The organism is Nonomuraea diastatica, from assembly GCF_004349015.1.
Classification (GTDB): Bacteria; Actinomycetota; Actinomycetes; order Streptosporangiales; family Streptosporangiaceae; genus Nonomuraea; species Nonomuraea diastatica.
The window spans coordinates 1-21,594 of record NZ_SMKP01000189.1 but is presented as its reverse complement, the minus strand read 5'-3'; the positions used below and the strand labels follow the sequence as shown (position 1 = coordinate 21,594).

19 protein-coding genes and 3 pseudogenes are annotated in these 21,594 nt (G+C 65.2%); 10 read left to right on the top strand and 12 right to left on the bottom strand.

Going from position 1 to position 21,594, the window contains the following annotated elements:
- Positions 1–241 precede the first annotated feature (241 nt).
- Both E1294_RS42595 and E1294_RS53535 read right to left on the bottom strand, forming a co-directional pair.
- Positions 242–679 (bottom strand): anthrone oxygenase family protein, encoded by a 438-nt coding sequence (locus E1294_RS42595; RefSeq protein WP_132516887.1) that lies wholly within the window; start codon positions 677–679, stop codon positions 242–244.
- A 43-nt stretch (positions 680–722) separates the two neighbouring features.
- Complete coding sequence (locus tag E1294_RS53535) at positions 723–1,016, bottom strand: hypothetical protein (RefSeq protein WP_165977790.1); 294 nt, start codon at positions 1,014–1,016, stop codon at positions 723–725.
- Here E1294_RS53535 and E1294_RS58510 point away from each other — a divergent pair.
- Positions 939–1,349 (top strand): hypothetical protein, encoded by a 411-nt coding sequence (locus tag E1294_RS58510; RefSeq protein WP_425465261.1) that lies wholly within the window; start codon positions 939–941, stop codon positions 1,347–1,349. The two genes, E1294_RS53535 and E1294_RS58510, sit on opposite strands and share 78 nt — an antisense overlap.
- Positions 1,350–1,628: 279 nt before the next feature.
- On the opposite strand, the pseudogene E1294_RS42585 reads toward E1294_RS58510, so the two are convergent.
- The 5 genes and pseudogenes from E1294_RS42585 to E1294_RS42565 all read right to left on the bottom strand — a co-directional run.
- Positions 1,629–2,939: pseudogene (locus tag E1294_RS42585) on the bottom strand (AfsR/SARP family transcriptional regulator); the annotation flags it as partial.
- 277 nt (positions 2,940–3,216) lie between these two features.
- A complete protein-coding gene (locus E1294_RS58505; protein WP_132516882.1) occupies positions 3,217–3,462 on the bottom strand; it encodes an integrase core domain-containing protein in 246 nt (81 codons plus the stop codon).
- Between the two features lie 90 nt (positions 3,463–3,552).
- The gene (locus E1294_RS42575) at positions 3,553–3,852 is read right to left on the bottom strand and encodes a hypothetical protein (protein WP_132516880.1); all 300 of its coding nucleotides are present in this window, start codon (positions 3,850–3,852) and stop codon (positions 3,553–3,555) included.
- 19 nt (positions 3,853–3,871) lie between these two features.
- Entirely contained in the window at positions 3,872–5,545 is a 1,674-nt protein-coding gene (locus tag E1294_RS42570) for a tyrosine-type recombinase/integrase (RefSeq protein ID WP_220448257.1), read from the bottom strand.
- Positions 5,431–6,807, bottom strand: coding sequence for a tyrosine-type recombinase/integrase (locus E1294_RS42565; RefSeq protein ID WP_220448256.1), 1,377 nt, complete (start codon positions 6,805–6,807; stop codon positions 5,431–5,433). Before E1294_RS42565 ends, E1294_RS42570 begins: the two co-directional genes overlap by 115 nt.
- Before the next feature lie 187 nt (positions 6,808–6,994).
- Here E1294_RS42565 and E1294_RS42560 point away from each other — a divergent pair, with 187 nt between their 5' ends.
- From E1294_RS42560 to E1294_RS42545, 4 genes are all read left to right on the top strand, one after another.
- A complete protein-coding gene (locus tag E1294_RS42560) occupies positions 6,995–7,405 on the top strand; it encodes a DUF5994 family protein (RefSeq protein ID WP_132516878.1) in 411 nt (136 codons plus the stop codon).
- A gap of 220 nt (positions 7,406–7,625) precedes the next feature.
- Positions 7,626–8,537 carry a hypothetical protein gene (locus E1294_RS42555; RefSeq protein WP_132516876.1) on the top strand — a complete coding sequence of 304 codons (912 nt, stop codon included), beginning with the start codon at positions 7,626–7,628 and terminating at the stop codon, positions 8,535–8,537.
- A 1,083-nt stretch (positions 8,538–9,620) separates the two neighbouring features.
- Positions 9,621–10,649, top strand: coding sequence for a ParA family protein (locus E1294_RS42550; RefSeq protein WP_165977788.1), 1,029 nt, complete (start codon positions 9,621–9,623; stop codon positions 10,647–10,649).
- Positions 10,646–11,668 carry a hypothetical protein gene (locus E1294_RS42545; RefSeq protein WP_132516872.1) on the top strand — a complete coding sequence of 341 codons (1,023 nt, stop codon included), beginning with the start codon at positions 10,646–10,648 and terminating at the stop codon, positions 11,666–11,668. The genes E1294_RS42550 and E1294_RS42545 overlap by 4 nt, the downstream gene beginning before the upstream one ends.
- Before the next feature lie 361 nt (positions 11,669–12,029).
- Here E1294_RS42545 and E1294_RS42540 read toward each other — a convergent pair whose 3' ends face one another.
- On the bottom strand, positions 12,030–12,215 hold the full coding sequence (locus E1294_RS42540) for a hypothetical protein (RefSeq protein WP_132516870.1): 186 nt from the start codon (positions 12,213–12,215) through the stop codon (positions 12,030–12,032).
- A gap of 986 nt (positions 12,216–13,201) precedes the next feature.
- On the opposite strand from E1294_RS42540, the gene E1294_RS42535 reads away from it, so the two are divergent.
- Entirely contained in the window at positions 13,202–13,453 is a 252-nt protein-coding gene (locus tag E1294_RS42535; protein ID WP_132516868.1) for a hypothetical protein, read from the top strand.
- 348 nt (positions 13,454–13,801) lie between these two features.
- Here E1294_RS42535 and E1294_RS42530 read toward each other — a convergent pair whose 3' ends face one another.
- Positions 13,802–14,158 (bottom strand): hypothetical protein, encoded by a 357-nt coding sequence (locus E1294_RS42530; RefSeq protein WP_132516866.1) that lies wholly within the window; start codon positions 14,156–14,158, stop codon positions 13,802–13,804.
- Positions 14,159–14,386: 228 nt separating this feature from the next.
- On the opposite strand from E1294_RS42530, the pseudogene E1294_RS42525 reads away from it, so the two are divergent.
- The 3 genes and pseudogenes from E1294_RS42525 to E1294_RS42515 form a co-directional block, all read left to right on the top strand.
- Positions 14,387–15,791, top strand: a pseudogene (locus tag E1294_RS42525) (IS1380 family transposase); the annotation flags it as partial.
- 142 nt (positions 15,792–15,933) lie between these two features.
- Entirely contained in the window at positions 15,934–16,587 is a 654-nt protein-coding gene (locus E1294_RS42520; RefSeq protein ID WP_132516864.1) for a histidine phosphatase family protein, read from the top strand.
- Positions 16,588–16,730: 143 nt separating this feature from the next.
- Complete coding sequence (locus E1294_RS42515) at positions 16,731–16,955, top strand: hypothetical protein (RefSeq protein WP_132516862.1); 225 nt, start codon at positions 16,731–16,733, stop codon at positions 16,953–16,955.
- Between the two features lie 73 nt (positions 16,956–17,028).
- Here E1294_RS42515 and E1294_RS42510 read toward each other — a convergent pair whose 3' ends face one another.
- Genes E1294_RS42510 through E1294_RS42500 form a run of 3 tightly spaced genes read right to left on the bottom strand, consistent with a single transcriptional unit; the run spans position 17,029 to position 20,059 of the window.
- Entirely contained in the window at positions 17,029–17,430 is a 402-nt protein-coding gene (locus E1294_RS42510; RefSeq protein ID WP_132516860.1) for a DUF6009 family protein, read from the bottom strand.
- Positions 17,427–18,944 carry a DNA primase family protein gene (locus E1294_RS42505; protein ID WP_132516858.1) on the bottom strand — a complete coding sequence of 506 codons (1,518 nt, stop codon included), beginning with the start codon at positions 18,942–18,944 and terminating at the stop codon, positions 17,427–17,429. The genes E1294_RS42510 and E1294_RS42505 overlap by 4 nt, the downstream gene beginning before the upstream one ends.
- On the bottom strand, positions 18,941–20,059 hold the full coding sequence (locus E1294_RS42500) for a bifunctional DNA primase/polymerase (protein ID WP_132516856.1): 1,119 nt from the start codon (positions 20,057–20,059) through the stop codon (positions 18,941–18,943). Before E1294_RS42500 ends, E1294_RS42505 begins: the two co-directional genes overlap by 4 nt.
- A gap of 801 nt (positions 20,060–20,860) precedes the next feature.
- Here E1294_RS42500 and E1294_RS56615 point away from each other — a divergent pair.
- A pseudogene (locus E1294_RS56615) lies at positions 20,861–21,321 on the top strand (transposase).
- Positions 21,322–21,594 lie beyond the last annotated feature (273 nt).

The window sequence follows — 21,594 nt, the reverse complement described above, 5'->3', positions numbered from 1 at the left end:
CGCAGACGCCTGACCAGGCACAACACTCACGCCTAGTGACACGCCGCATCAGCGTGCCCGCAAGCGTTTCCGCAGCTCAGACCGCAGATCTGTGTGCCTTTCTCGCTACACATCTGCGGAACGCGGGTTACGCAGCCTGGTTGCGGTACGCCCGGACGGTGCGGGTCGGCATCGAGGGCAACGCCGGGCTGTGCCGGGGCCTGCTGCGCACCCGCTCTGGGCCCTGATCACAGCTCGGTGATCAAAGCTCGGTCAGCGCGAGCCCGACCAGGACGAGGGCGGCCGCCGACGCCACGGTGCGCAGCGTGTTCAAGGCCGTCCACCGGGGCGAATAGTCCTTGAACGACAGGGTCCCGGCGACCTGCGCGTTGTTCATCGGCACGTTGAGCGCCATGGTGACCAGGAATGAGCCGACGAAGCTCACCCCCGCGGCGGCGAAGAACCAGATGGCGGCCATGCCGTCCGCGAGGAACCCGGCCACCAGGGCGGCCAGCGGCGAGCCCAGGAAGACCAGGAACAGCCAGCCGTTCTGAATCTTCAGGTTGATGCTCCGCATCGCCACCTCGGCCGGGGCCGTGTCGATGGCGTCCAGTGCCGGCATGATGGACATGGAGAAGGAGTAGAACAGGCCCGTGAGGGCGCCGTGCAGTACGAGGGTGATCAGAGCCAGTAAAAGCATGGTCATATAGTGCCGCCTGATCGGCGAGACGGTCCATGATGTTTCATCTTATCTCCATATACGAGCGTCTACGGTGAGGAGTGGAGTCGCCCGGGGCGAGGGCGCCCAGGAGCAGGACGCCGGAGTGGCGCTGCTGCTGTCGGAGCGCAAGAGACACTGACGGATCGTCGCCCGCGTCGGCGACGAGACGCTCCGGGCCGCGCTCGCCGGGGCCGCTGCCGCTCATCTGCCGGAAGGGGCCGACGTCCTGACCCCGCACGTGCTGCGGCGCCTCTGCGCCTCCCAGCTTCATCAGCACGGCATGGACATGATCGACATTCAGCAGTTGCTCGGCCACGACGACCCCTTGAACCCCTGCGCACCGGTATCGCGATCACACTTTGACCAGGGCATCCGCAGGGGAGCCTGGAAGAGGTTCGATGTTTCGATAGTGGGCGCGGACTCGGCGGAGTGCGGCCTCTTGGTCAGCCCTGCTGTCGTGAACTCGGGCGAGTTCGGCGGCATAGAGGTGGAGAAGGTCGTGCAGGGCATATCGGCTGGTTGCGTATTCGGTGAGGAGGTGGGCTCCGGTCAGCTCGTTCATGAGCGGCCGGACTTCGTCAAGAGGCACTGCTGCCAGGCTGGCCACCGTCGGCGCAGTCACATCGGTCCCGGGATGCAGGCCGAGTAACCGGAAGAGGCGGGCAGCCGGTTTGCTCAGGGTCCTATAGGACCACGAGAAGACGGCGCGGAGATCGATGGCGGCATCGGAGTCCGTGAACTCGTCCAGGCTTTCCTGCGTAGCCTGCAACCGGTCCGCGAGTGCTTGCAAGGACTGGTGAGGCTGCTGGGCCGCGCGAGCCGCGGCTATGGCGAGGGTGAGGGGCAGTCGTGCACATTGCTCCACCATCCGCTGCGTGGCGGCAGGTTCGGCGTTGATTCGGTCGGCCCCGAGCCTCTTGATCAGCATCTCCCGGCTGTCGTGCCGGCTGAGCACGTTCAGGACCATGGCGTGGGCGCATTCGGCGGCCACCAAGCCGGTGAGTTGGGAGCGGCTGGTCACGATGACGGCGCTGCATGGGCTGCCGGGGAGCAGCGGGCGTACTTGTTCTGCGGTGCGGGCGTTGTCAAGCACCACCAGTGCTTGCCGGCCGTCCATGAGTGACCGGTAGAGGGCGCTTCGGCTGTCCAGATCTGGTGGGATCGCCATCTCGGGCACGCCCAGAGCATGGAGGAATGACTTGAGCGCCTGCTCCGGGCTCGTCATCGGCCGATGGTCGTAGCCGTGCAGGTCGACCCAGAGCTGGCCGTCGGGGAATTGGTCGGCCGCGCGACGGGACCAGTGCAGGGCAAGCGCGGTTTTCCCTACACCGGCGGTACCGCTGATCAGGACTGCCGGTCTGGACTCGCGTTCCTCGCCTGTTATCAGCCGGTCCAGCTCGGCGATTTCCCGTTTCCGCCCGACGAACACGGGTAGTTCCGACGGCAATTGCCGCGGCACCGGGAGCATCACCGCCGGGTTGTCTTGGTCGGTTGGCACGTGCCCTAAGATCAGCCCCTGCAGTCGGCGCATCTCGTCGCCGGGCTCGATGCCCAGCTCTGCAACAATGTGCTGCCGCCCCATGTGGTAGACCTCCAGCGCCTCGGCTCGCCGGCCACTACGGTGCAAAGCGGTCATCCGCTGGGCCCAGAAACGCTCCCGCAACGGATTTTGCGTGGTCGCCTCCAGAAGTTCGTCGACGAGGTCGAGATGGTGACCCAGCCGCAGCTCGACGTCAATACGCCGCTCCAGTGCCTGCAACCGCTGCTCTGCCAGTCGTGCCACATGTTGCTTGAGAAGGTCTGAGGGGACATCTACCAGAGGTTCACCCCGCCACTGGACCAGTGCCTCAGCCAGCGCGGCGGCTTCCATGTCCAGATCCGATCGGGAGGCAGCCAGATCCGCCTGCTCCAGCCAGTACCGGAACCGTCCCAGATCAAGTCGCTCGGGCCGGATATCCATCAGATACCCGTCCGTACAGGTGGCTATCGATGCTCCGCCCAGCAACGTGCGAAGCCGTGACACGATCAGTTGCACAGCGCGACGAGGCGACTCCGGCTGATGAGAGCCCCATACCGCGACTGCGAGCTCCCGATTCGAGACAGGACTTCCGGCTTTCAGCAGTAACGTCGCCAGCAGCACCCGGTGCTTGGGCGAACCGACCCCCACCAGCCGGCCCCGTGCGTAAACCTCCAGCGGCCCCAGCACATTAAATGAAAGATCGTTATCTGCAAATGCCATTTTGGAACCCCATGGATCTACGGCGGCCCTCATTGTCGACTGTGCCGGAATCGACCGCCTAAGCCGGGCCGCTGGTCGTCGAAAATCATTGCCAGCACGACTGCCAGGCCGTATTGAAAATCCCCGATTAAGGCAGAACCCTAGGTTTGGATGGTCCCGCGATCCTGTGCAATGCTACAACGAATTCCTGTCTGTTTATCCATTGAACACTCTTTGTATGCATCATGACGCAGCGGCGGCCGCTCTGGCGAGTGATCCGGCAGGGCGTTTGCTGGACTTATCGCGGACATTGCAGGGCGAGATGGAGTGTCAATCCCCTGGAAGCGTGGAGACGGTTCGATGCCACAGTGGTCCTCAGCAGGGCCGATGAGGCGTGTCTCTTCCCGATCATGTGACGTTCGAATGTGGTGGGCGGCAGGCCGTCGTTGGCACTGTGCCGCCGGGTGGTGTTGTAGAAGTCGGCGATCCAGGTGGCGATCTTCAGGCGAGCCTCGGCCCGTGTCCGGAAGCGCTGACGGTGCACGTACTCTGCTGTTGAACGCCTCGGCCGATGCGTTGTCGAGCGCTTATCCGGCTAATGGCCCCGGTTCCTTGCGTTGGCCGGTTAACGCTTTCAGCCGACTCGAGTAGCGAGTCGGCGGAGTTGCTCTTCGTGGTGCCGGACGCGAGCGGCGACGGCTTCCAGAGCGGTTTGGAGTGTGCGGATTTCGTCCAGGAGGCCGGTGAGGGTGCCGTTGGTGGCGGCGCGGTGACGGTTCTCCTCGATGACGATGCGGAGGCTGGGGCTGCGGTAGAGGGTGGTGCGGCCCAGCCCGGTGAGGGTGGCGACGGCAGTGAAGGTGACGGGGTGGCCGTCACGGTGGAGTTGCGCGCATGCCCTTTCGACGCGGTGGAGAGTGTCGCTGCTGGTCATCCGGCTTGAGCCTCGCTGATCAGATTGTCGAGTCGAGTGATGAGTCGCCGATGTCGTTCGGCTTCGGCGATCCAGCCTCGATTTTCGGCGTCACGGGCAAGCACCTCGGCATCAACACGCTGGGCAGCGAGGATGGGCAGGGAACTGGGCTCGGCATGGAAGCTGGGGCAGTGTTCGCAGATGTTGGGGCGTAGGTGCAAGCGCCCTGGGCGGGCGCGCGCAGGCAGAACCCGCCCGCCAGTCGGGATTTGATGAGCGGGGTGTCTTTCCAGTTCTTGCCGCTGGTGATGTCGGCCAGGGGCAGCTGGACGTGGCCGGGAACTGGGGTGCGGGTCTGTTGTTTGGCCAGGTCGAGGGCGCGTTCGTACTCGGCGCGGACGGTGGTGTCGAACAATCGCCCATAGCGCAGGCTCATCTCGGCGGAGGCGTGTCCGAGCAGCGCCATCAGTGCCTGCAGGGAGACGCCGGCGTTCACTAGGGCCGTGGCGTAGGTGTGGCGGAGCTGGTGGGAGGTGATGTGGCCGAGTCCGGCTTGCTGGGCGGCGCGGTCGAGCTCGGCGCGGACGGCACCTTGGCCCAGACGGCGCCCGTGGTGGGTGAACAGGAACTGCGCCGGACGCCGGTAGCGGGGGTGCGGCATGGGCCTGCCGTGCGTTCGGAGCTCGATGATGTGGTCGATCAGGTCCAGGATGTCGTCATCGAGGGGGACCATGCGTTCGGTGTCCAGCTTTCCGAGGCCGATTTTCAGCCAGCTGCCGTGGCCGGGGACCTCGTGGACGCAGTCGAGTTCCAGGTCCAGGAGTTCTCCGATGCGTAGCCCGCAGGCGCGTTGCAATCTTAGGGCGCAGGCGGCCAGCTGGTTGCCGGGGCGGTCGCGGAGCTCTTCGGTCAGGCGGCGATCGGCATCGATGGGCAGGTAGCGGGGCAGCACCTGCGGGAGCTTGGGGTTGTCATCACGGAACACCAGCTTGCGGGTGGGCGCCTCAGCCCAGCCCCACTCGGTGATGTCGGTGAGGAAGCCGGTCAGCGCGATCACCCGGCGGGAGCGGTCGGCGAGGGTGATGACTTCGCCGTTCTTGGGGTTGACGGCCTCGACCAGGGCGGTGAGGTAGGGCTCGATGTGACGCTGGCGGTCCAGCTGGGCGATCGAGGTGAGTCCGGGATCGATGTGGGTGAGGAAGAGGCCGAAGTGTTTGAGCCGGGTGGCGATCGCGGAGACGGTCTTGGGCTGGCAGGTGGCGCGCTTGCGTTCCAGGTAGGCGATCATCGTGGTGCGGATCGGTTCTGCCACCTCGGCCAGCCGCTGCTCGAAGGGGACCGGCCCGCCCATCGTCGGCAGCGTGTCGATAATGCCCAGGTGGAACAGGACCCGCTGGGCATTGCTGAGCGCGGACAGATAGTGACGGTGGTCCTTGCCGGTGCGGGCGCTGCGCGCGGCGCAGGCGGCGGCGAACTCGTCCAGATCGTCCAAGGTGAGCTGCTCCAGAGGGCGTCCAGCCTGGATGAGCAGCCGGGCCGGCACCTGAGAGCCGGTGGCCAGACGCACGCGCAAGGAGAAGCCGAGGTCCTCGGCGGCGGTCATGAAGCGCTGCACTCCCGCAGCCATGGGCGAGTCCTCGATCTCTCGCCAGAACGTGGACAGTTTGCGTTCCAGCAGGTAGTCGTAGCCGGGTCGTAGTCCGCGGTGCAGCATGAGAAAGGTGATGATCGGCCGAGTGTGCGCATCAGCCGACAAGCGGATCTCCAACGGTTGCGCGGCCCAGCACCCGGGGTCGGGCCAACGCTCGAAGAACACTCGCGCGGCCTGCTGATAGGGACGGTTGCCTCGCCCGGTCCGCTGCAGATAGTCCAGGTAATCGGCATGCAGGCTATTGCTGGGCGCGGATGCGGCTGCATGCGGCATCGAACTCGGCTTTCACGTGGGCGGGTGCCAGATGGATATAGCGGGCGGTGGTGTCGACGTGCGCGTGACCGAGCAACGCCTGCATCACCGCCAGGTCGACTCCGGCTTCGGCCAGTGCGGTGCCGAAGGGGTGCCGCAGCGCGTGGGGATGACCTGCGGTGATCCCGCTGACGGCTCGGTGATAGCGGAAGATCATGCGCAGCCCGGCCGCTGTGAGCGGTCGTCCTCGGCTTGGGGCCCTTGGCCACCAGGAACAGCCGCTGCTCGGTCGACTCGGGACGCTCAGCCAGCAGATATACCTGGATGACCGAGGCGACGTCGGCGTCCAACGGGACGCGCCGCTGCCGATCACCCTTGCCGATCACGTTCGCCCAGCGGCCACCGATGTCGGCGTCGGCGACGTTCAAGCCGAGCACCTCGGCCGAGCGCAACCCGCAATACAGCATCAGACCCGCGATCGCTCGGTCGCGCCAGGTGTGGAAGCTGGCCAGCAACTCGGCCGCCTGCGTCTGGGACAGTGCCTTGGGCAGGCGCCGTGGCTCGCGCAGTCGTAGCGAGGAGCGATTCTTCGGGCGGCGGATCGTGTGCGCGAGCATCCCGGACCGCTCGCCGGCCACCCGCCAGCGCGCCTCGCGTCCTTTCGGGACCGGGTTGACGGACTCCGGATCGCGCATCGTGACGAACGTGAACAGCCCTGAGATGGCCGCCAGTCGCCGGTTGATCGTCGTGGCGGCGTACTGATCCATCCGGCGGCCCGACAAGGTGACGACGTTCGGGCCGCCGCGACGCCCGGCAACCTTGGCCTCGCGACAGGCGTGCAGGAACTTCAGCAGCGTCTCGGTCGTCACCTCGCCCAGCGACACGTCCTCGGTCGCCAGCCAGCGGCAGAATGCCAGCAGGTCATAGCCGTAGGCGCGGACGGTCTTGGGCGAGTAGTTCCGGTCTGCCAGATACGCCAGATACTCATCGACCAGGACGAACTGCCCGGCGGACGGTCCAGCCAGCATCCAGCCCCCTTCACGCTCCTCCAGCCGGAGTCCCTGTTCGATCATGAGGACAGATGTACCCGCGATGACCCCATCCGGCCAGCAGGTAGCAATCACGGCGTGTCGCTGACCTGGTGAAACATAGGTATTGGCCGGTTAAGAGGGAGCAACCCACGCGGCCCATGGACTGGACCACGCCCAGACCAGGGCCACGGCGAGGTATCAGTAACAGCCTGAGTGTCCGTTTCGTGGCATGACTGTTCTGGGGCTTTATTCCCGCGACGCCGCCGCAGAGCTGCCTCATCTCATCGCCGCCGTCGACCAGCGGCTGGGCCGGACCGTCCTGCGGATAGGGGTGTACCGGGACGCCTGGCAGCGCATTGCCCGTCGCATCCCGGCCCGTGGCCGGCAGGTCCGCGTCGGCTGGTTCCGCCACTCCGACCCGCGCGTGATCACTCTCGTCTTCGCCACCGGTGAGCCAATCGCCTTGCTGCTCATCCCACCCGACACCGCAGCCGGAACTTCCGAGGCCGCGCTCAAGCTCACCGCCCAGGACACCACCGGCCTGGCCACCGACGACATCCTCTGTCTCGGAGCTCACGCCTGTGGCGGCCTCGACAGCTCTGCGCGTCTCCGGTTTCGTGACGACGCCGTACGCCAGTGATCGGACGTCACTCGCCGCGCGTACATCCAGCCCCAACGCCTCGACCACTGCCCACAGCGGACATCCGTTCCGCAGTGCCATCCGATCCACCCATGACGCGAACGACTCGCCGAACGCCGGTGCCACCACCAACGCCAGCCGCCGGGGCCAGACCGCCGCCATTCCGGGCCGAACCTCCTGCTGTACACGCGTCTACTGACATCTCCGATGGCCTGCTGCCATGTCCTCTGACATCTCCCGTGCCGTTCTGCCATTTGCAACCGCGCCAGACACTCTGGGAGTCTCAGGCGCTGTTCGGCCAGATCATGATCATAAATGTCAATACACTATTGACATGCCTAAGCGCGCCGAACCTCAGATCAGCAAAACCGCAGGTCAGAGGGCCATTGCTGAGATTGTAGAGCGTCGCAGGAACGTACGCGATCCGGACCTGGAAGGGCTGCTGCAGGTCATCCCGGAGGAGCAGCCGGTTGCCGTGATCCGATATGTCCTGACCTGCCAGAGGGTGCCGGACTGGGTCACGTCGAACGACGTCATCGATGCCCTTTGGGTGCTGGCCTACGTCCGCCGATACTTCCCGCACCTCCCCGAAGAAGCCGATCGGCTCGAGCGCGACCTGCTCGAACTCGGATGCTCCAAGCAGATCGCCATGATCAGGATGGCGCGTCCGCTCAATGTCCGAACGCGGCAGGCGGTGGAGAACCGGATCCTGCGTCACCGTGCGGCCACCCTGGGTTTGGCACGGAGCGAGCGGCAGGAGCGCGCTCACCGGCAGTCGGCCGCACCGCCTCGGGCCACGTCCGCCGAGGGACAGTGGTACGACCGTCATGCCCTGCCCCTCTGGGAGGCGGCGTCCGAACTCGTCGGCTACCGCGTCAAGTTCGACCACCTCATCGACGACGAGCTTGCCGAGAGCATCATCGGCCTGCGCCGTGCGGTGCGTGAGATGGAGTGGCCGCTGGCTCAGGAGCACTATCCCACGCTGCGGGAAATCGGGTGGTGGGCCCAAGAGATCGTTGACGCCCTCGACGACGAACGGTATGCCGACTTCCGACGGCGGCTCGGTGCGGTGCTCCCACGCCTGGCCGAACTCACCGCACAACAGCACGAGGCGCGGTTCGGCACCAGGTAGGTACGTAGGTACTCTCACGCAGGGCCGGTCTTGGGCGCCTCCCCCTCAAGAGGGCGAGGCGCCCTCGGATCCCCCGACCTCCGCAGAATCATCGAACATCACAGAGAAGCTGCGCGCCACACGTCAGGACGGACGACGACAGCGAACGAGACCCACAGGCGAGCGCCCGATCATGTGACCGGGGAAGGTCGAGGCGTTCCCCAAGATGGCTCGGAGAGGGGGATACCCCTCGACTTCTGCGATCACCTGGGGCGCGTCATCGAGCTCGATGACGCGCGTTCAGCGCCTCGCATGAGCGACCGACTATGAGCAGGAAATTCAGAGTACCTCTAATATCTCCAGCCCAGAGATGCACTTCTTGAGCTCCGATGGTTGATGTAGGATCATGACTCTCGCTGCACGAGTCTGATGCATCGCCCCTGGTCGCGTCGAGTAATAGGTGTGTCGATAGGTCTACAGTTAGGGCTGGTGATAAACAACGTGACAGGCATCAAGAGAATCGTCTCAATATATCTACACAGAGGCAATGTGAAATGCATAGAGGCATACTATTAGATAGTGAAAGCGATAGTGGCAAGGAAATACATAGAAACCGTGTATAAAAACGTCTATCGAGTAGGGTGGCCGAAAGCTTTGATGCTAGCGATGGCAGTCGCTGTACAGACCAGTAGGACAACAGGCATGCTCACTGCCATGGAGACCATGACGAGCACCGAGGCATAGGTAAGGGGTGCAGCCGCCTGCCCAACAACCCGCTGTGCCGCTTTGCAGAGTGGCTGAGCAACAGAGCCTCTAGACGGACGAAGATGGGCGCGTGGGGGTGAGGGATGGGGAGGCAATGCGGGGGACGGGTTGCAAGCGCATGCGACCCAAGAGCCGGAGGAGCAAGCGCTCCCGCGTGCGCCTACGGCCGAACCGGACCAGGCAACGCGACACGCCCAGCAAGGAGATGGCACCAGGGCCATGGATCTGTTAATAAAGGAGCGGAAGATCCCTCTGCTCTGTCGGGCGGTCCGAAGCTCAAGCCGCAGCGGGATTGAAGGGCCATCCACACAGCCGTCGGTACGCACAGGAGATAGATCCATGACCTTCCCCCTCACTGGCACAGCGGCCCGAGGGCTGACCAAAGAAGAGATCATCCAAACAATTCGCCCCAAACTGCGGCGAGTGCTCATCGTCCTGAACAACAAGGGCGGAGCCGGAAAGACGACGACGACCGCCAATATCTCGGCTCAGCTGGCGGCCGCTCTGTACGAAGCCGGATCCACCAAGAGAGTGCTCGCCCTCGATCTCGACCCTCAGGGCAACCTCGGGCTTGATCTCGGCTATCAGGGCCGACCCGGCGACGACGAGGGGCAGAGCGTCATCAATGTCGTCGAGGGCACAGGGCCCTTGCACATCCTCCGAGACGTCCGGCCACACCTCGATGTCGTACCGGGTGGGAAGGTCCTCAAGAGGACGACCGCGTCGATCATCGGCACGCGTTCTATCGACCCTCGCCGCGAAATCTTGCTGAGCCTCGCGCAGGCGCTGGCCGAGGTGGCGTCCGACTACGAGTGGATTCTGATCGACTGCCCGCCGAACATCGCCGACCTGCAGCATCTGGCGGCGGTGTCCGCCGAGTACGTCCTGATCCCCGTGTGCTTCGATCAGGGCGCGATCCAGGGCCTCGAGGGAGTGAGTGAGGTCTTCGACGTGGCCACGCCGCTGAACCCGGCCCTGACTCCTCTCGGCGTCCTGCTGTTCGGCTTCGACCGCCAGCACCTGCGCAAGGTCAAGGACGAGGAAGGGGGGGTGATCGGCGTGAGAGAGATCGGCTTCCTCGCCAAGAAGCGCCGGGAGATCGAAGGAGTCCTCGCTGACTCCGGGATCCCTATCTTCCAGACTGTGATCACGCGTGCCGTCAACGTGGCCGACCAGTGCCGCAAGCACGGACGTGTGTTCGCCGAACTGGCCGATCTGTCAGCTGGGCCCGACTGGAAGAAGCACGCCAAGCAACATCAACTGACTCTCAGCTCGGAGTCGGCTGAGACCTCCGCGATCGAGATGGAAGAGGCCACGGCGGAGATCATCAGAAGGGCACTTGCCCTGGAAGCGGAGGCGTACGCGTGACCAGTGAGTTCTTCGAGGACAAGCCTCCGCAGCCGAAGCTGTCGGGGATGTCGCGGGCGCGCGGCAGGCGTGGTACGAGCGGTCTGTCCGCCCTGATCGCTCAGCCTTCATCAGATCCTGCTCCTGAGACGGGACCGGAGACGGGATCCCGGACAGAGCTGCCGCCGAGCACGCCGCCGGTTGATCAGCCGAAGTCATCCCAGGCAGCTCTAGTGGCTGCGGCCCCCCCGGTGGCACCGGCACCGGAGGTGGTGGTACCCGAGGCGCCACGGCAAGTGTCGCCGCCCCGGGCTGAGAGCAGCGCCCGCACCGCTGTCGAGATCGAAGCGCCGAAGCCAGAAGTGCCGAGCACGCCCCGCGTGGAGCCCACGCCCCGGGTGCTCGACCAAGAGGCGGAGCAACATCAGGAACGCGAAGCCGCGGCTTCCCGGCCGGACGACCATGGCGCGCCGCCGGACACGCTGTCGGAGCCTGACCCCCCTTCCGCTCAGGTGCCGGCCAAGGCGCGCCGCCAGGCATCCCGGGCAGCCCAGCCGGGTGCACGCAGGTCACCCGCGCCGAAGGCCGTGGTGGCGGAGTCGAGCGCGTACCAGACGCCTGAACAGATCAGCATCTACGTGACGCCCTCGGCCAAGGAGCGGGCCCGGGCGATGAGCCGCATCGAGGGGATCGAGTACGCCCAGCTGGCGATGGACGCCATCGATCACTTCCTGGGCGAAGGTATGCTGTCGTTCCTGGTTCGGGCCCGCCTGGAAGTCAGCCGTCCCAACGGGTCGCACTTCCCGCCCCGCCGTAACCTCCGATCGAGGTCGAAGACCGGCGTGCGCCGGGTGCTCTGGCCGGTGCAGTTCCGGCCGGCCGAGCTCGACGTACTGAACAGCCTGGTCAGCGAGACCGGAGCGGAGCACCTGTCCACACTGGTATCCGTGGCGGTGGAGGCGTACCTGCTGGACGATGACGACCCCGCCCCGTCCGCACGGTCCCTGGCCAATGACGCGGTCCTGCCACGCGGGAACTGAGAAGAACTTCCTCCCGCATGAGACGTCCGATCAGCTCAGCCGCCACGGATCCCTGGGCCGAAGGGCTGGTCGAGGCGAGCCGGAATTTCACGTGTGTCCGGGCCGGATCCGTTGAGGGGCGGGGGATTCGTGCGGCTGCCGCGCGGGACTGCAGGCTTGGAAGAGCGGGGGAGTAGCAGACAGGTACCCTGGCGGCCCGGTGCCCGCCCGCGTGTGAGCCTCGTGGTGGGACGGTTGAGCAGCACGAGGCGCCGAGCCTGACGATGCGACGCCCGGCGGGCTGTGACGCTCCCACGGCTGGCCCCGGACGCGGCGCCGTACCCGGGGTCCCTCATCGTGACCTCCTCCTCCGAGCGGGCCATCAGCCGGCCGAGGCCATCGGCGCCCGCCGCGCGCGGCGCTGGGCGGCCGCGAACCTCGGGCTCGTCGCCATCAGCAGGGCGCGATCCTCGTCCTTCAGCTCCGTGAGGCAAGATGAAAAGCATTCGGTGAACAGGGCGTCGATCTCGGCGCGGATGGCCTGAACGGGCGGTAGTGTGCGTGCCACGAGCGTAGGTCCTTGCCTCTTGCCTCTTGCGAACTTTGGTCGGCTCAGCACGGCAACCTACGCTCGTTCACTTTTACACCGCATCTCGGACGCGACCCTCGTCATGGCCTATCGCTCATCCGCCATACATGTCAGACGTTCCCGATGACCACCCATCGTCCGTAGTGCCGGTCCCAGCCGGCGATCTTGTTAGGCCAGCGCCAGTTGCGTGGCTGTCCAGGGGTGCCTATGGAGGACCATCCGGTGAGCCTGCATCGGAGAGGGTTTCCTCCTTCGCAGATTTTCGCACGCGAGTGCACCGCGCTAGCGAAGTCGGCGCGCTGCCAGCTGCACGTGGGAATCGGCCCTGGGAGTCCACGTACCCCCACCGTTCCACCGAGTGTGCGGAATTGAATCTGCCGCGAACCGTTGGGAACGGGAGCCGTCGTAATCCAGCCCGAGTAGCGGTCGATAACAAAGGTGCTTTCGGCGTGCCATCTTCCATCGCAAGGAACCGCGACAACCTGATTCCCATTGAGTTCTGAAGCTGCTGAAGCCGCGGGTGCCGCAGCCAAACCTGCTCCGAGGAGGAGTGCGACAGCGGCACCACCTATGACGGTTCGCATTTTCTCTCCATTTCCATTACGTAGATGTAGCTGTTGTGGAATCGAGCATTGAAAGATCCTCCTCCGCGCCCCCCTATCGGTCCAGGTCAACAATCGGACATTTACAGGACATATGGCAGGCGCGAGCTGGACCTGTTAGCGGTGGCCGGGATTGGAGGCGGGCGCGGGAATGCGGAGAAATGACGGTGTGCGTTCTCAAGACAGGCTTGACCGCCGGGCGGATGATGCTCGCGTGGGTTGATGGCTTTGGCGAACGGCGATGCTGGTCGGCGTCATATCGACGGTCGGACGTGACGAGGGCAGGCTGGGGCTGCTCCTCGCTGTGATGGCGGTGGTGGCCGGACTGCGGCTGATCATGCCGTGGAGTCAGGACGCGAACGGGTGCGCAAGCTGGCCGCTCCAGGGCTGTTGATGGTCTTGCCGTTGGCCGGTCAGTTCGTGGACGGGTTGCATACGGCGAATGTGCTCGTCGCGATGGTGCATCTGGCCTTGCTGTACGGCATGCGCGTCGCCGTCGCGATCGTGTCCACCCATGTCGTGATCGTGGGCGCGCTGTTCGCGCTGGTGGCCGGTGAGGAGTGGCTGGAGGCGGTCAGGTGGTGCTGCTGGTGTTGTTCGGTATCTTTGCGCTGATCATGGCGGCGGTCCTGCTAATTAGACCGCCCAGGCGTTCCTGCGGGGGTAGGGCTACCGGCGGCGCAGATCGCTGACCTGCTCGAGCCATGACCCGGGCAAGGTCCGCCCCAGGCCGGGTGAACCGGCCTGGGGCGGCGGGATCGCCCGCGACTTTGCGGCCGGCGGCTGCCCGGCCGCATCGCGGTGCTGCCGGCCTGGCCGGGGTCGTGGGCGTCCACCCGTTTGTGGCGGCTGCTCAACCTACCCCGAGTCGGTTGCTGCACCCTGTATCGCCGGGTGCGGCTGGTGGCCGTCTGGCGGCCCCAAACCGGCCGCCAAGTTAGACAGCGGCGTCGGCCGAATGGCTCAGGCGGGTAAAGCCGTTTCGAAACCGCAGGAGGGCGCGGTGCCCGGCTGAATCCTGATAAGGCGCACCTGGAGGAATTCGGGCGGCACAGTCCCACGCCCTTCGCACAACACCTTGCTCGCGCCAGTCTGGTTGATCAGAACGGCCTGACACCCGGGAGACGGCTGATTGTCGAACTTGTCGATCTGGGAGAGAGACCATGGATATTGAGTTGCGGGCTGGCAGGTGTCGTAGAGGAAGGTCCGATTGACGGATCCGCTGCTCAAGGCCAACCGCCCGCTGGCAGCCTGTGCGGCGCTTGCCGTACCTGCCATTACCAGGCAGGTGAGAGCCGACCCGGCGACGAGTGCACTCATCAGTAGTCGCATAGGATAAGTTTCATCGTCGGCACATTGCGGATCCAGGACATCTGCGTGACATGTACAGGGCATTTCCAGGGCGAGGGAGTTGGAAGCGGTACTGAGCCTGGATCCACCGCTGGGGATTTGACGAAAGAGCCGTGAAATAGGGCGAGGTGCCCTTTGACCTGGGATGATGGGAGTTCTCTACGCTTCCAGCAGCCCAGTCGGAAGGACACCTCGTCAGTGCGATTCTCCCACGCCGCCGACAGGACTCAGGCGATCTTCGATGATGAGCACGTGATCGCGTACGGTGGGCTGTCCCCGGCGATGCGGCTGGCCGAGCAGTGCGGGCTGGACGCCCTTGTCGGCGAGCACGTGGCCATCACCGCCGCCGACGGCGTCAACGCGCCGGCGAAGGTCGCCTCGATCGTGGCGGGCATGATGTGCGGCGCCGATAGCATCGACGACCTGGACGTGCTGCGCCACGGCGGCATGGACAAACTCTTCGGCGGCATCCGCGCACCGTCCACGCTCGGCTCGTTCCTGCGCGCCTTCACCTGGGGCAACGTCCGCCAACTGGAAAAGAGCGCACGACAGCTGCTGATCAGCCTGGCCGCTCACACGCCGCTGCTACCGGGCGCGGACGTGCTGGCCTTCCTCGACATCGACTCGACGCAGCGGCGCACCTACGGCTACGCCAAGCAGGGCTCAGGCTTCGGCCACGCCAAAATCCAAGGCAAGAGCGTGCTGGTACGCGGGCTGAACGTGCTGGCCACCACCCTGTCCACACCACTGGCCGCCCCGGTGCTGAGCGGCACCCGGCTGCGCGGCGGCAACGCCAACTCCGCCCGCGGCGCTGCATCTCTGCTGCGCGAGTCGATGAGCGTTGCGCGCGCCGGCGGAGCGTCGGGCACGCTGCTGGTGCGGGGCGACAGCGCGTTCTACGCCGCCGAGGTGGTGTCCGCCTGCCGCGAGCATGACACCCGCTTCTTCATCACCGCCAAGCTGGACCCCAAGGTCAAGGCCGCGATCGCGGCGATACCCGAGACCGCCTGGACGCCGATCAAGTATCCGCGCGCCGTCTTCGATGAACAGGCCGGCGGCTGGGTCTCCGACGCCGAGGTCGCCGAGGCCTCCTACACCGCCTTCACCAGCAAGAAGGGCAAGGCCGTCACCGCCCGGCTGATCGTGCGCCGCATCCGGCGGCTCGACGAGCAGGCCGCAGACGGGCAGGACGAACTGTTCGCCACCTGGCACTACTACCCGATCTTCACCGACAGCCCCTATACGCTGCTCCAAGCCGAGGAACAGCACCGTGATCACGCGGTGCAGGAGCAGGTCAACGCCAACCTGATCGACGGACCGCTCGCGCACCTGCCCTCAGGCCGGTTCGCGGCCAACGCCGCCTGGCTCACCTTGGCGGCGATCACGCACAACCTGCTACGCGCGCTCGGTTGCCTGGCCGGTGCTCAGCACGGGCGTGCCCGCGGGGTCAGTCTGCGACGCCGGATCATCGGCGTTCCCGCCCGCATTGCCCCGGAATGGCCGTGGACACGTGGTCTTCCACCTGCCCCGGCACTGGCCCTGGCGGCAGGCGTGGACCAACGCCTTCCACGCGACCCGAGCACGGCAGGTCCCTCACGCCCCGAAACCGGCCTCTACCTGCGGGAGCGGTCCTCGTCGAGGAATTGGAACGAGAAATGTCACCAAGAATCAAGCCGTGGATCCAGGCTGAGTCGGAAACCTCTTAAGATCACCAAAGGCCCGGCATCCACAGGAAGAGTTCACTCATGCGCACTATTTACGTCGTCACTCATCCGGAGGCGACGCACCACATCGAGAGGGTCGTCGGTGGCTGGCATGATTCGCAACTGACGCCAGCCGGCCTCAGTGCGGCGGCCGCCATTGCCCAGGCGCTGCGGGCCCAGATCCCGGACGGCGCCAAGGTGGAGCTGTTCTCCTCAGACCTGCAGCGCACCCGGCAAACGGCCGAGAAGGTCGGCGAGCTGTTCGGCGTGACACCGATCCTGGACCGCAGGCTGCGGGAGAAATCCTATGGAGAGGCAGAGGGAAGGCCCCAGGAGTGGCTGGACCAACGATTCATCCCGCCGCCGGCTGCCGGGGAACGGCTGGAACACGACGAGGGCGTGGAGGGTGCCGAGACCAAGGCGGCGTTGGCGCAGCGCATCTACGCGGCCATGGACGAGATCTTGCAGCGCCCCTGCGAACACCAGATCATCGTGACGCACGGCGGCTCCCTGACCTTCGTCGTGGCGTCCTGGATCAAGATGCCGATAAAAGCGGTCGGCCACGCCTATTTCCGAGCGCCATCCGGCAGCATCACCACGCTGCACGAAGACGACTTCTACTACAACCGCCAGGTCGTCAACCTCGGTGACACCCGCCATCTCGACTCCGCGAAAGCTGGGCTGACCTCTACCTGACCCGCTTCGGCAGCAAATGAGCTGAGGCGCTACCGCTGAGCATCAAGTTCCTAGTTCAGAGAAGGTTCCCGAGGTTGCTTCGCTGAACGAGCTGAACGAGCTGAACGAGATGATCGAGCGCTGGGATCTGGAGGGTAGCTCACATGGCCCGCGAGGCGCTCGATGGCACGCTCTCAGCGCACTTCGAGACCACGACGATCACGTTCCCCGACAAAGTGACCGGGAGTCGAATAGCCGGCGACCAGGGCCTGCTGGAAGCGTTCCTCTTTGCGGAGGGAAGGACGCATGCGACGACGGGGCTGCCGTCGGAGTTCCGGCGCGTCTGGGGCCCGCCACCTGGCCGGCCCAGCAGTGACCATGACAGCTGACCACCACGGCCAGATCAGCACCTACGGCCGACCACAGAGTGGTCCGAGCGTACGGGCACCTCAGCCGGTCCTCTCAAGCTTTGGGCAGCGTGAGGCCCAAAGCGACCATGGCAGGGGAGGGGGGACCACCTTCGGAACGCTCGGTTTTGTGACCGGGCTTGCCGGGCTCGAGTGTCCGAGGGTCGACCGATTCCAGAGGGGCTCCTGTGCTGTACTGCCCGTCGGGCAGGGTATCGCGATCATGGGGGGCAAGCCAAAAAACCCGACGGTGGAAGGTGCCTGAAGCGGGAGCTGCCTTGGCCGTGCGTCCGAGGATGGCATAGCCCACCATCCGGCCGTCACGGTGGTAGGCGGGTTTACCCTTCCTCGTGGGGAGCCGGTCGAGGCTCTGGCGAACGTAGTCAAGATCACTGATGTCTTCTAGCCATTCCAGCGCAATTTCGTGACTCAGGTTCCCTTCGTTGATCAGACTCATCGCCGAGGCTCCTCACCGTGAAACTCGGAGCCAAGGCCGATTCCGGGGTAGAACTTGCGCGAGTTGGATAGAATCATTTCCCTCGGCGATGCCATTTTCAGCGTGTCGCGAATACGTGCGGCGAAGTTACGCGCTGAGACAGGGGTCGCACCTTCAGAACCACACCAGCGAGTGTATGCCCCGTATAGACTGGTCTGCTCAGCACGAAGGCCCGCTTGGAGTATGCAGGCTTCCCCGATGAAACGTCCCACCACATCCTCCGTCGCTTCGTAAGCATCAGTCGCTAGCCGTACCCGCCCAGGGCCCGACAAGTCTTTTTCTCCCGCTAGATACCGGCGGGCTCCGTTGACCAGCCAGGCAAGGATTCCCGGTCCCTCCTCATCCACCAAGATGCGCGCTAGGTTGTCAATCTTATGTTCTTCGGACACCACGCGTTCGAACGGGATCAAGCGCAGCCGCCTCCAGAAGGCGAAGCCGCCGGTGCTGACTTCTGGACGGTGATTCCCCAGCAGCCATAGGTGGTGCGTGGGGTCGAAACTGAAGAAGTCCTGACGCATCCGCCGGGCCTTGATCTTGTCTCCTCCGGTGAGGAGCTTGACTCTCGCTTCGTCGAAGCGGTCTCCAGGTTTGAGTTCGGAGCAGACGATGATGCGGCGGCCGTGCAGTTCCGCAAGATCAGTGGGGTGTCCGTCGAAGGATTTCGCCATGAGGAAGCCCGGCGGAGCGGCGTCGGCATAGTCTCCGAGCAGTTGCAGCATGACCTCAAGCAGGACGGACTTGCCGTTCTTGCCGGCTCCGAACAGAAATGGCAGGACTTGCGCACCGACGTCTCCCGAGATGGAGTAACCCAGCAGCAGGTGCAGGAAGTCGATGGTTTCCTTACCTTCGACGTCATCACCGAAAGTGTCGGTGAGGAACCGCTCCCAGCGTGGGATCAGCCCCTGGTGGGGCGCCAGAGACGTGGAACGGGAGTGCAGGTGACGTTCCGGGTCAGGAGTGGCGATCAGTCCAGTGCGCAGATCGACCACTCCGGCGGGAGTACACAGGGCGTAGGGGTCAGCGTCGAGCATAGCGGCACTGAGGGCCATTCCGGGGGCGGCCTTGGCTTGCACCAACATCGCGTGCATACCGGAGGTTGATAGTGCTCGCTTCTTGTGTCGGCGGAGGTCAGCGGAGGAGTATCGGTGGTAGCGGTCGATGTGAGCTAGCTGGTCGGCCATTTCGCCTGCTGCCCATAAGACCGCGTCACTCTCGTCGGGGACCCACCGGTATTCGGCCCACCGATACCAGCCAAGGCCAGGCACATGCTTGAAGTCACCGCCATACATACGGACGAACAGCTTGGCGTTGCCACGGTCGGTCAGTGACTCTGGCAACAGTCCGTCGCTGGTGGCCGGCGTAGGAGGAGCCGTCCTGCGCGGGGCAGCGTCAGCTGACGAGAGTTCGGCCAGCTCGAGCATTTGCTGAGCGGCGGCTTCGGCGTTGAAGCCACTGGAGGGCGTTCCGGACGTCATCGGCGTTCCTGGAGGTAGAGCGGCCGGGAGGCTCCCCGGGACAAACCGGTAGCGATGATCTTGTTGCTGCGACTCTCTTGTCCAGGGCGGGCGTGATGCGCTGAGTTCGCCAGATTTGTCTGGGCATCTTGCATCGAAAGATATCCTCCTGCGACCAGACCACCCGCCGTGTATGCCGCTCGATTGAGTTTGGCGGTGAAACCTGCTCCCTGGGGAAACGCCGAGCATGCCTCCACGTCGGCCAGGAGACGATGTAGCAGGCGCTCGGCGGCGCTATGGCGGCCGCCGGCTTCGATAACGGCCCGGCGGGCGCGCGGAGGAATCGAGGCCACCTGATGCGAGCTCGGTGCAGGGGCCGACGTGTGGCCTGTGCGCGCCAGCTCCTGTGCCAACCAGCGAGGCAGCTGCGCTGGGACATGGCATTCTCCCACGACGGTGTAGGTGCCGTCCTTGGTACGGGTTCCGGGTGCGACGATGTAGCCGCCGTGAGCGCGTACATCCACCTGCCAGGCCAACGCGCGGGAGGAACTTGAGCCGGTGGAGCACCGGAAGATATGGCCAGGTTCAGGCCGGTACCAGACGTGAAGGCCTCCGGAGGGGGTACGGACACGCAAGGTCGCGGTGTCGGCGGCCGGATGGGGCGCACTCCGAAGCGCCGCCAACAGCGCCAGAGTGTCGAATCCGGTTGCGAGTCCGGTCAGATCGACCCGAGGGGCGATCGCGATGCCGGGGAGCAGGCGGTTGCGGTCGGGGATGGGTGCGGTATGCGCGTCAATGTCGATAACGACGAGGGCGGCGGGGCCGCAGGCGACACCAACGCCGAAATCAGGACGGGTACGCCACCAGGTGTTGATCCGCTCCGAGTCGAGAGTCGCTGCATGGAAGCCATGGCACCAGCGACCTTGCTGCAAGCAGCGGCATCCGGTGGCGCGGTGCTCAGGGACATGGCAGGCGTCGCAGTTACGCGCAGGAGTTTTTCGTCCAGGGGCTAGAGGATGGACCGGCCAGCCCTGCGCAGCGCACCATCGGGCGATGTCGAGCGGCTGTGAAGACAGTGGGCGGCGAGGGCCGGCTTCCTCGAGAGGGGCGTACGGAGTCACGTCATCCCTTCTCATCGTCGGGCCGCAGGGCACGGTCGCAGTTTCGGCTTACGGGGGGCACAGCCAGCGGCCAGAACGCCGAGCGACTGAAGCGACCGAGCCTTGAACATGGCATATCAGGGTAGCGGACGTTGAATCGCTTGCGGGGATGATCGCCACGTGGCTGAGAGCGGCTAACGCAATGAGGCCAGACGGCGCCGGCAGATGAGTGTGCAGGCCAGCTTGAGGAAGGGGGCGAGGGTCATCGTCACTGTCTCGATCGTCCTGTCTCGCCCTGCTTCACATCAAAGGACTCATCTGTCCCATGTATCACAGCAGTTTGACAGAGAAGGCTCGATGAGCGCGAGCCACCGACGGCAGCGACTGAAGCGACTGCGCCGAACGTCTATGACCTGTGAATCGCCGATGGCCGGGGGCGGGGATATGGGGGAAGGGAAGTCGCTTCGGTCGCTGCTCTCTTGTTGATTGCTGGGCTGACCTGCGTATTTGAACTCTTCAGGATCAGCGACTAGAGCGTGTCCCCGAGCCGCTGGTCACGTCTGTGTGCCGACAAGCGCCTCCACTACTGTCTTGGTCCCTTGCAGGGGAAGGGGGCAGGGCGATCGAAGCGACCGACGCGGAAGCGTGAGTCTCCTCCGTGCTGGTTACGTTGGTATGGTTGTTTCTGCGTTTGGCCCTGTCGGTCCGGGCTACGGCTTTGGCGGGGCCGATGGTGGACTGGTCGGCGAGCCGACCAGTCGCTGATGGCTTCTTGGGGCAGGGTGGCGTGAACTCGCACACCGCACTGCACCATCGCGTTGCGGCGCCGCTGGCGCAGTGGTCTCCGGAGCGCCGCGGCGGCTCTTCTCGCAGGTGCTCTGCACCGGCCCGGCGGCGACTGTGGAGTGCGCGGCCGTCCCCGCGTGGCTGGTCGCCCGGCTGGGCCGGCCGATCCTGACCGCCTGGAACGCCAAGGAAGACCTGCTGGACCTGCTCGCCCTGGCCCGCACCCATCCCGACCGCACCGTGATCGCCGATCGGCTGTTCCGCTTCTACGACCGCTGCGCCGCCTCCGGCCTGCCCGAACTCGAACGCCTGGCCACCACCGTCGAGACCTGGTGGCCCGAGATCCTGGCCTTCATCAGACCGGCATCACCAACGCCGGTTCCGAGGGCACCAATCGCGTCATCAAGACCACCGCCCGCGATGCCTACGGCTTCCGCAACACCGAGAATCAACGGCTACGCACACGCTGCGCCACCACCCGACGCGGACGAGGACACCTCAACCCCGCTTAACTTCGAAGAGCCCGCATACTCCGGATCGGCCTCGTCGTAGTCGCCGTGCAGCGAGATGGAGGTCATGTCCCAGATCGCGGCCAGCCTGCCCGACTCGGGCCAGCTGGTCCAGATGAGGGCCAGGGCGTTCAGAGCGCGGCCGATCGGCATCAGAATGCGTTATCTCCTGTCCTTGCGGAGTGTTTGGATCTCGCGCCAGACGTCATCGGCTTTGGCATCTCGAACTTTGGAGAAAATGGCCAGCGACTCCTGCCAGGCAGCCTCGGCATCCGT

Excerpts from the sequence above, each read along its gene's own strand:
- E1294_RS42595 (WP_132516887.1), bottom strand. The coding sequence starts at position 679 with ATGCTTTTACTGGCTCTGATCACCCTCGTACTGCACGGCGCCCTCACG.
- E1294_RS42515 (WP_132516862.1), top strand. The coding sequence starts at position 16,731 with ATGGCCCGCGAGGCGCTCGATGGCACGCTCTCAGCGCACTTCGAGACC.
- E1294_RS42575 (WP_132516880.1), bottom strand. The coding sequence starts at position 3,852 with ATGACCAGCAGCGACACTCTCCACCGCGTCGAAAGGGCATGCGCGCAA.
- E1294_RS42520 (WP_132516864.1), top strand. The coding sequence starts at position 15,934 with ATGCGCACTATTTACGTCGTCACTCATCCGGAGGCGACGCACCACATC.
- E1294_RS42550 (WP_165977788.1), top strand. The coding sequence starts at position 9,621 with ATGACCTTCCCCCTCACTGGCACAGCGGCCCGAGGGCTGACCAAAGAA.
- E1294_RS42510 (WP_132516860.1), bottom strand. The coding sequence starts at position 17,430 with ATGAGTCTGATCAACGAAGGGAACCTGAGTCACGAAATTGCGCTGGAA.
- E1294_RS42555 (WP_132516876.1), top strand. The coding sequence starts at position 7,626 with ATGTCCTCTGACATCTCCCGTGCCGTTCTGCCATTTGCAACCGCGCCA.
- E1294_RS42500 (WP_132516856.1), bottom strand. The coding sequence starts at position 20,059 with ATGAGAAGGGATGACGTGACTCCGTACGCCCCTCTCGAGGAAGCCGGC.
- E1294_RS42505 (WP_132516858.1), bottom strand. The coding sequence starts at position 18,944 with ATGACGTCCGGAACGCCCTCCAGTGGCTTCAACGCCGAAGCCGCCGCT.
- E1294_RS42570 (WP_220448257.1), bottom strand. The coding sequence starts at position 5,545 with ATGCTGCACCGCGGACTACGACCCGGCTACGACTACCTGCTGGAACGC.
- E1294_RS42560 (WP_132516878.1), top strand. The coding sequence starts at position 6,995 with ATGACTGTTCTGGGGCTTTATTCCCGCGACGCCGCCGCAGAGCTGCCT.
- E1294_RS42530 (WP_132516866.1), bottom strand. The coding sequence starts at position 14,158 with ATGAGTGCACTCGTCGCCGGGTCGGCTCTCACCTGCCTGGTAATGGCA.
- E1294_RS42565 (WP_220448256.1), bottom strand. The coding sequence starts at position 6,807 with ATGATCGAACAGGGACTCCGGCTGGAGGAGCGTGAAGGGGGCTGGATG.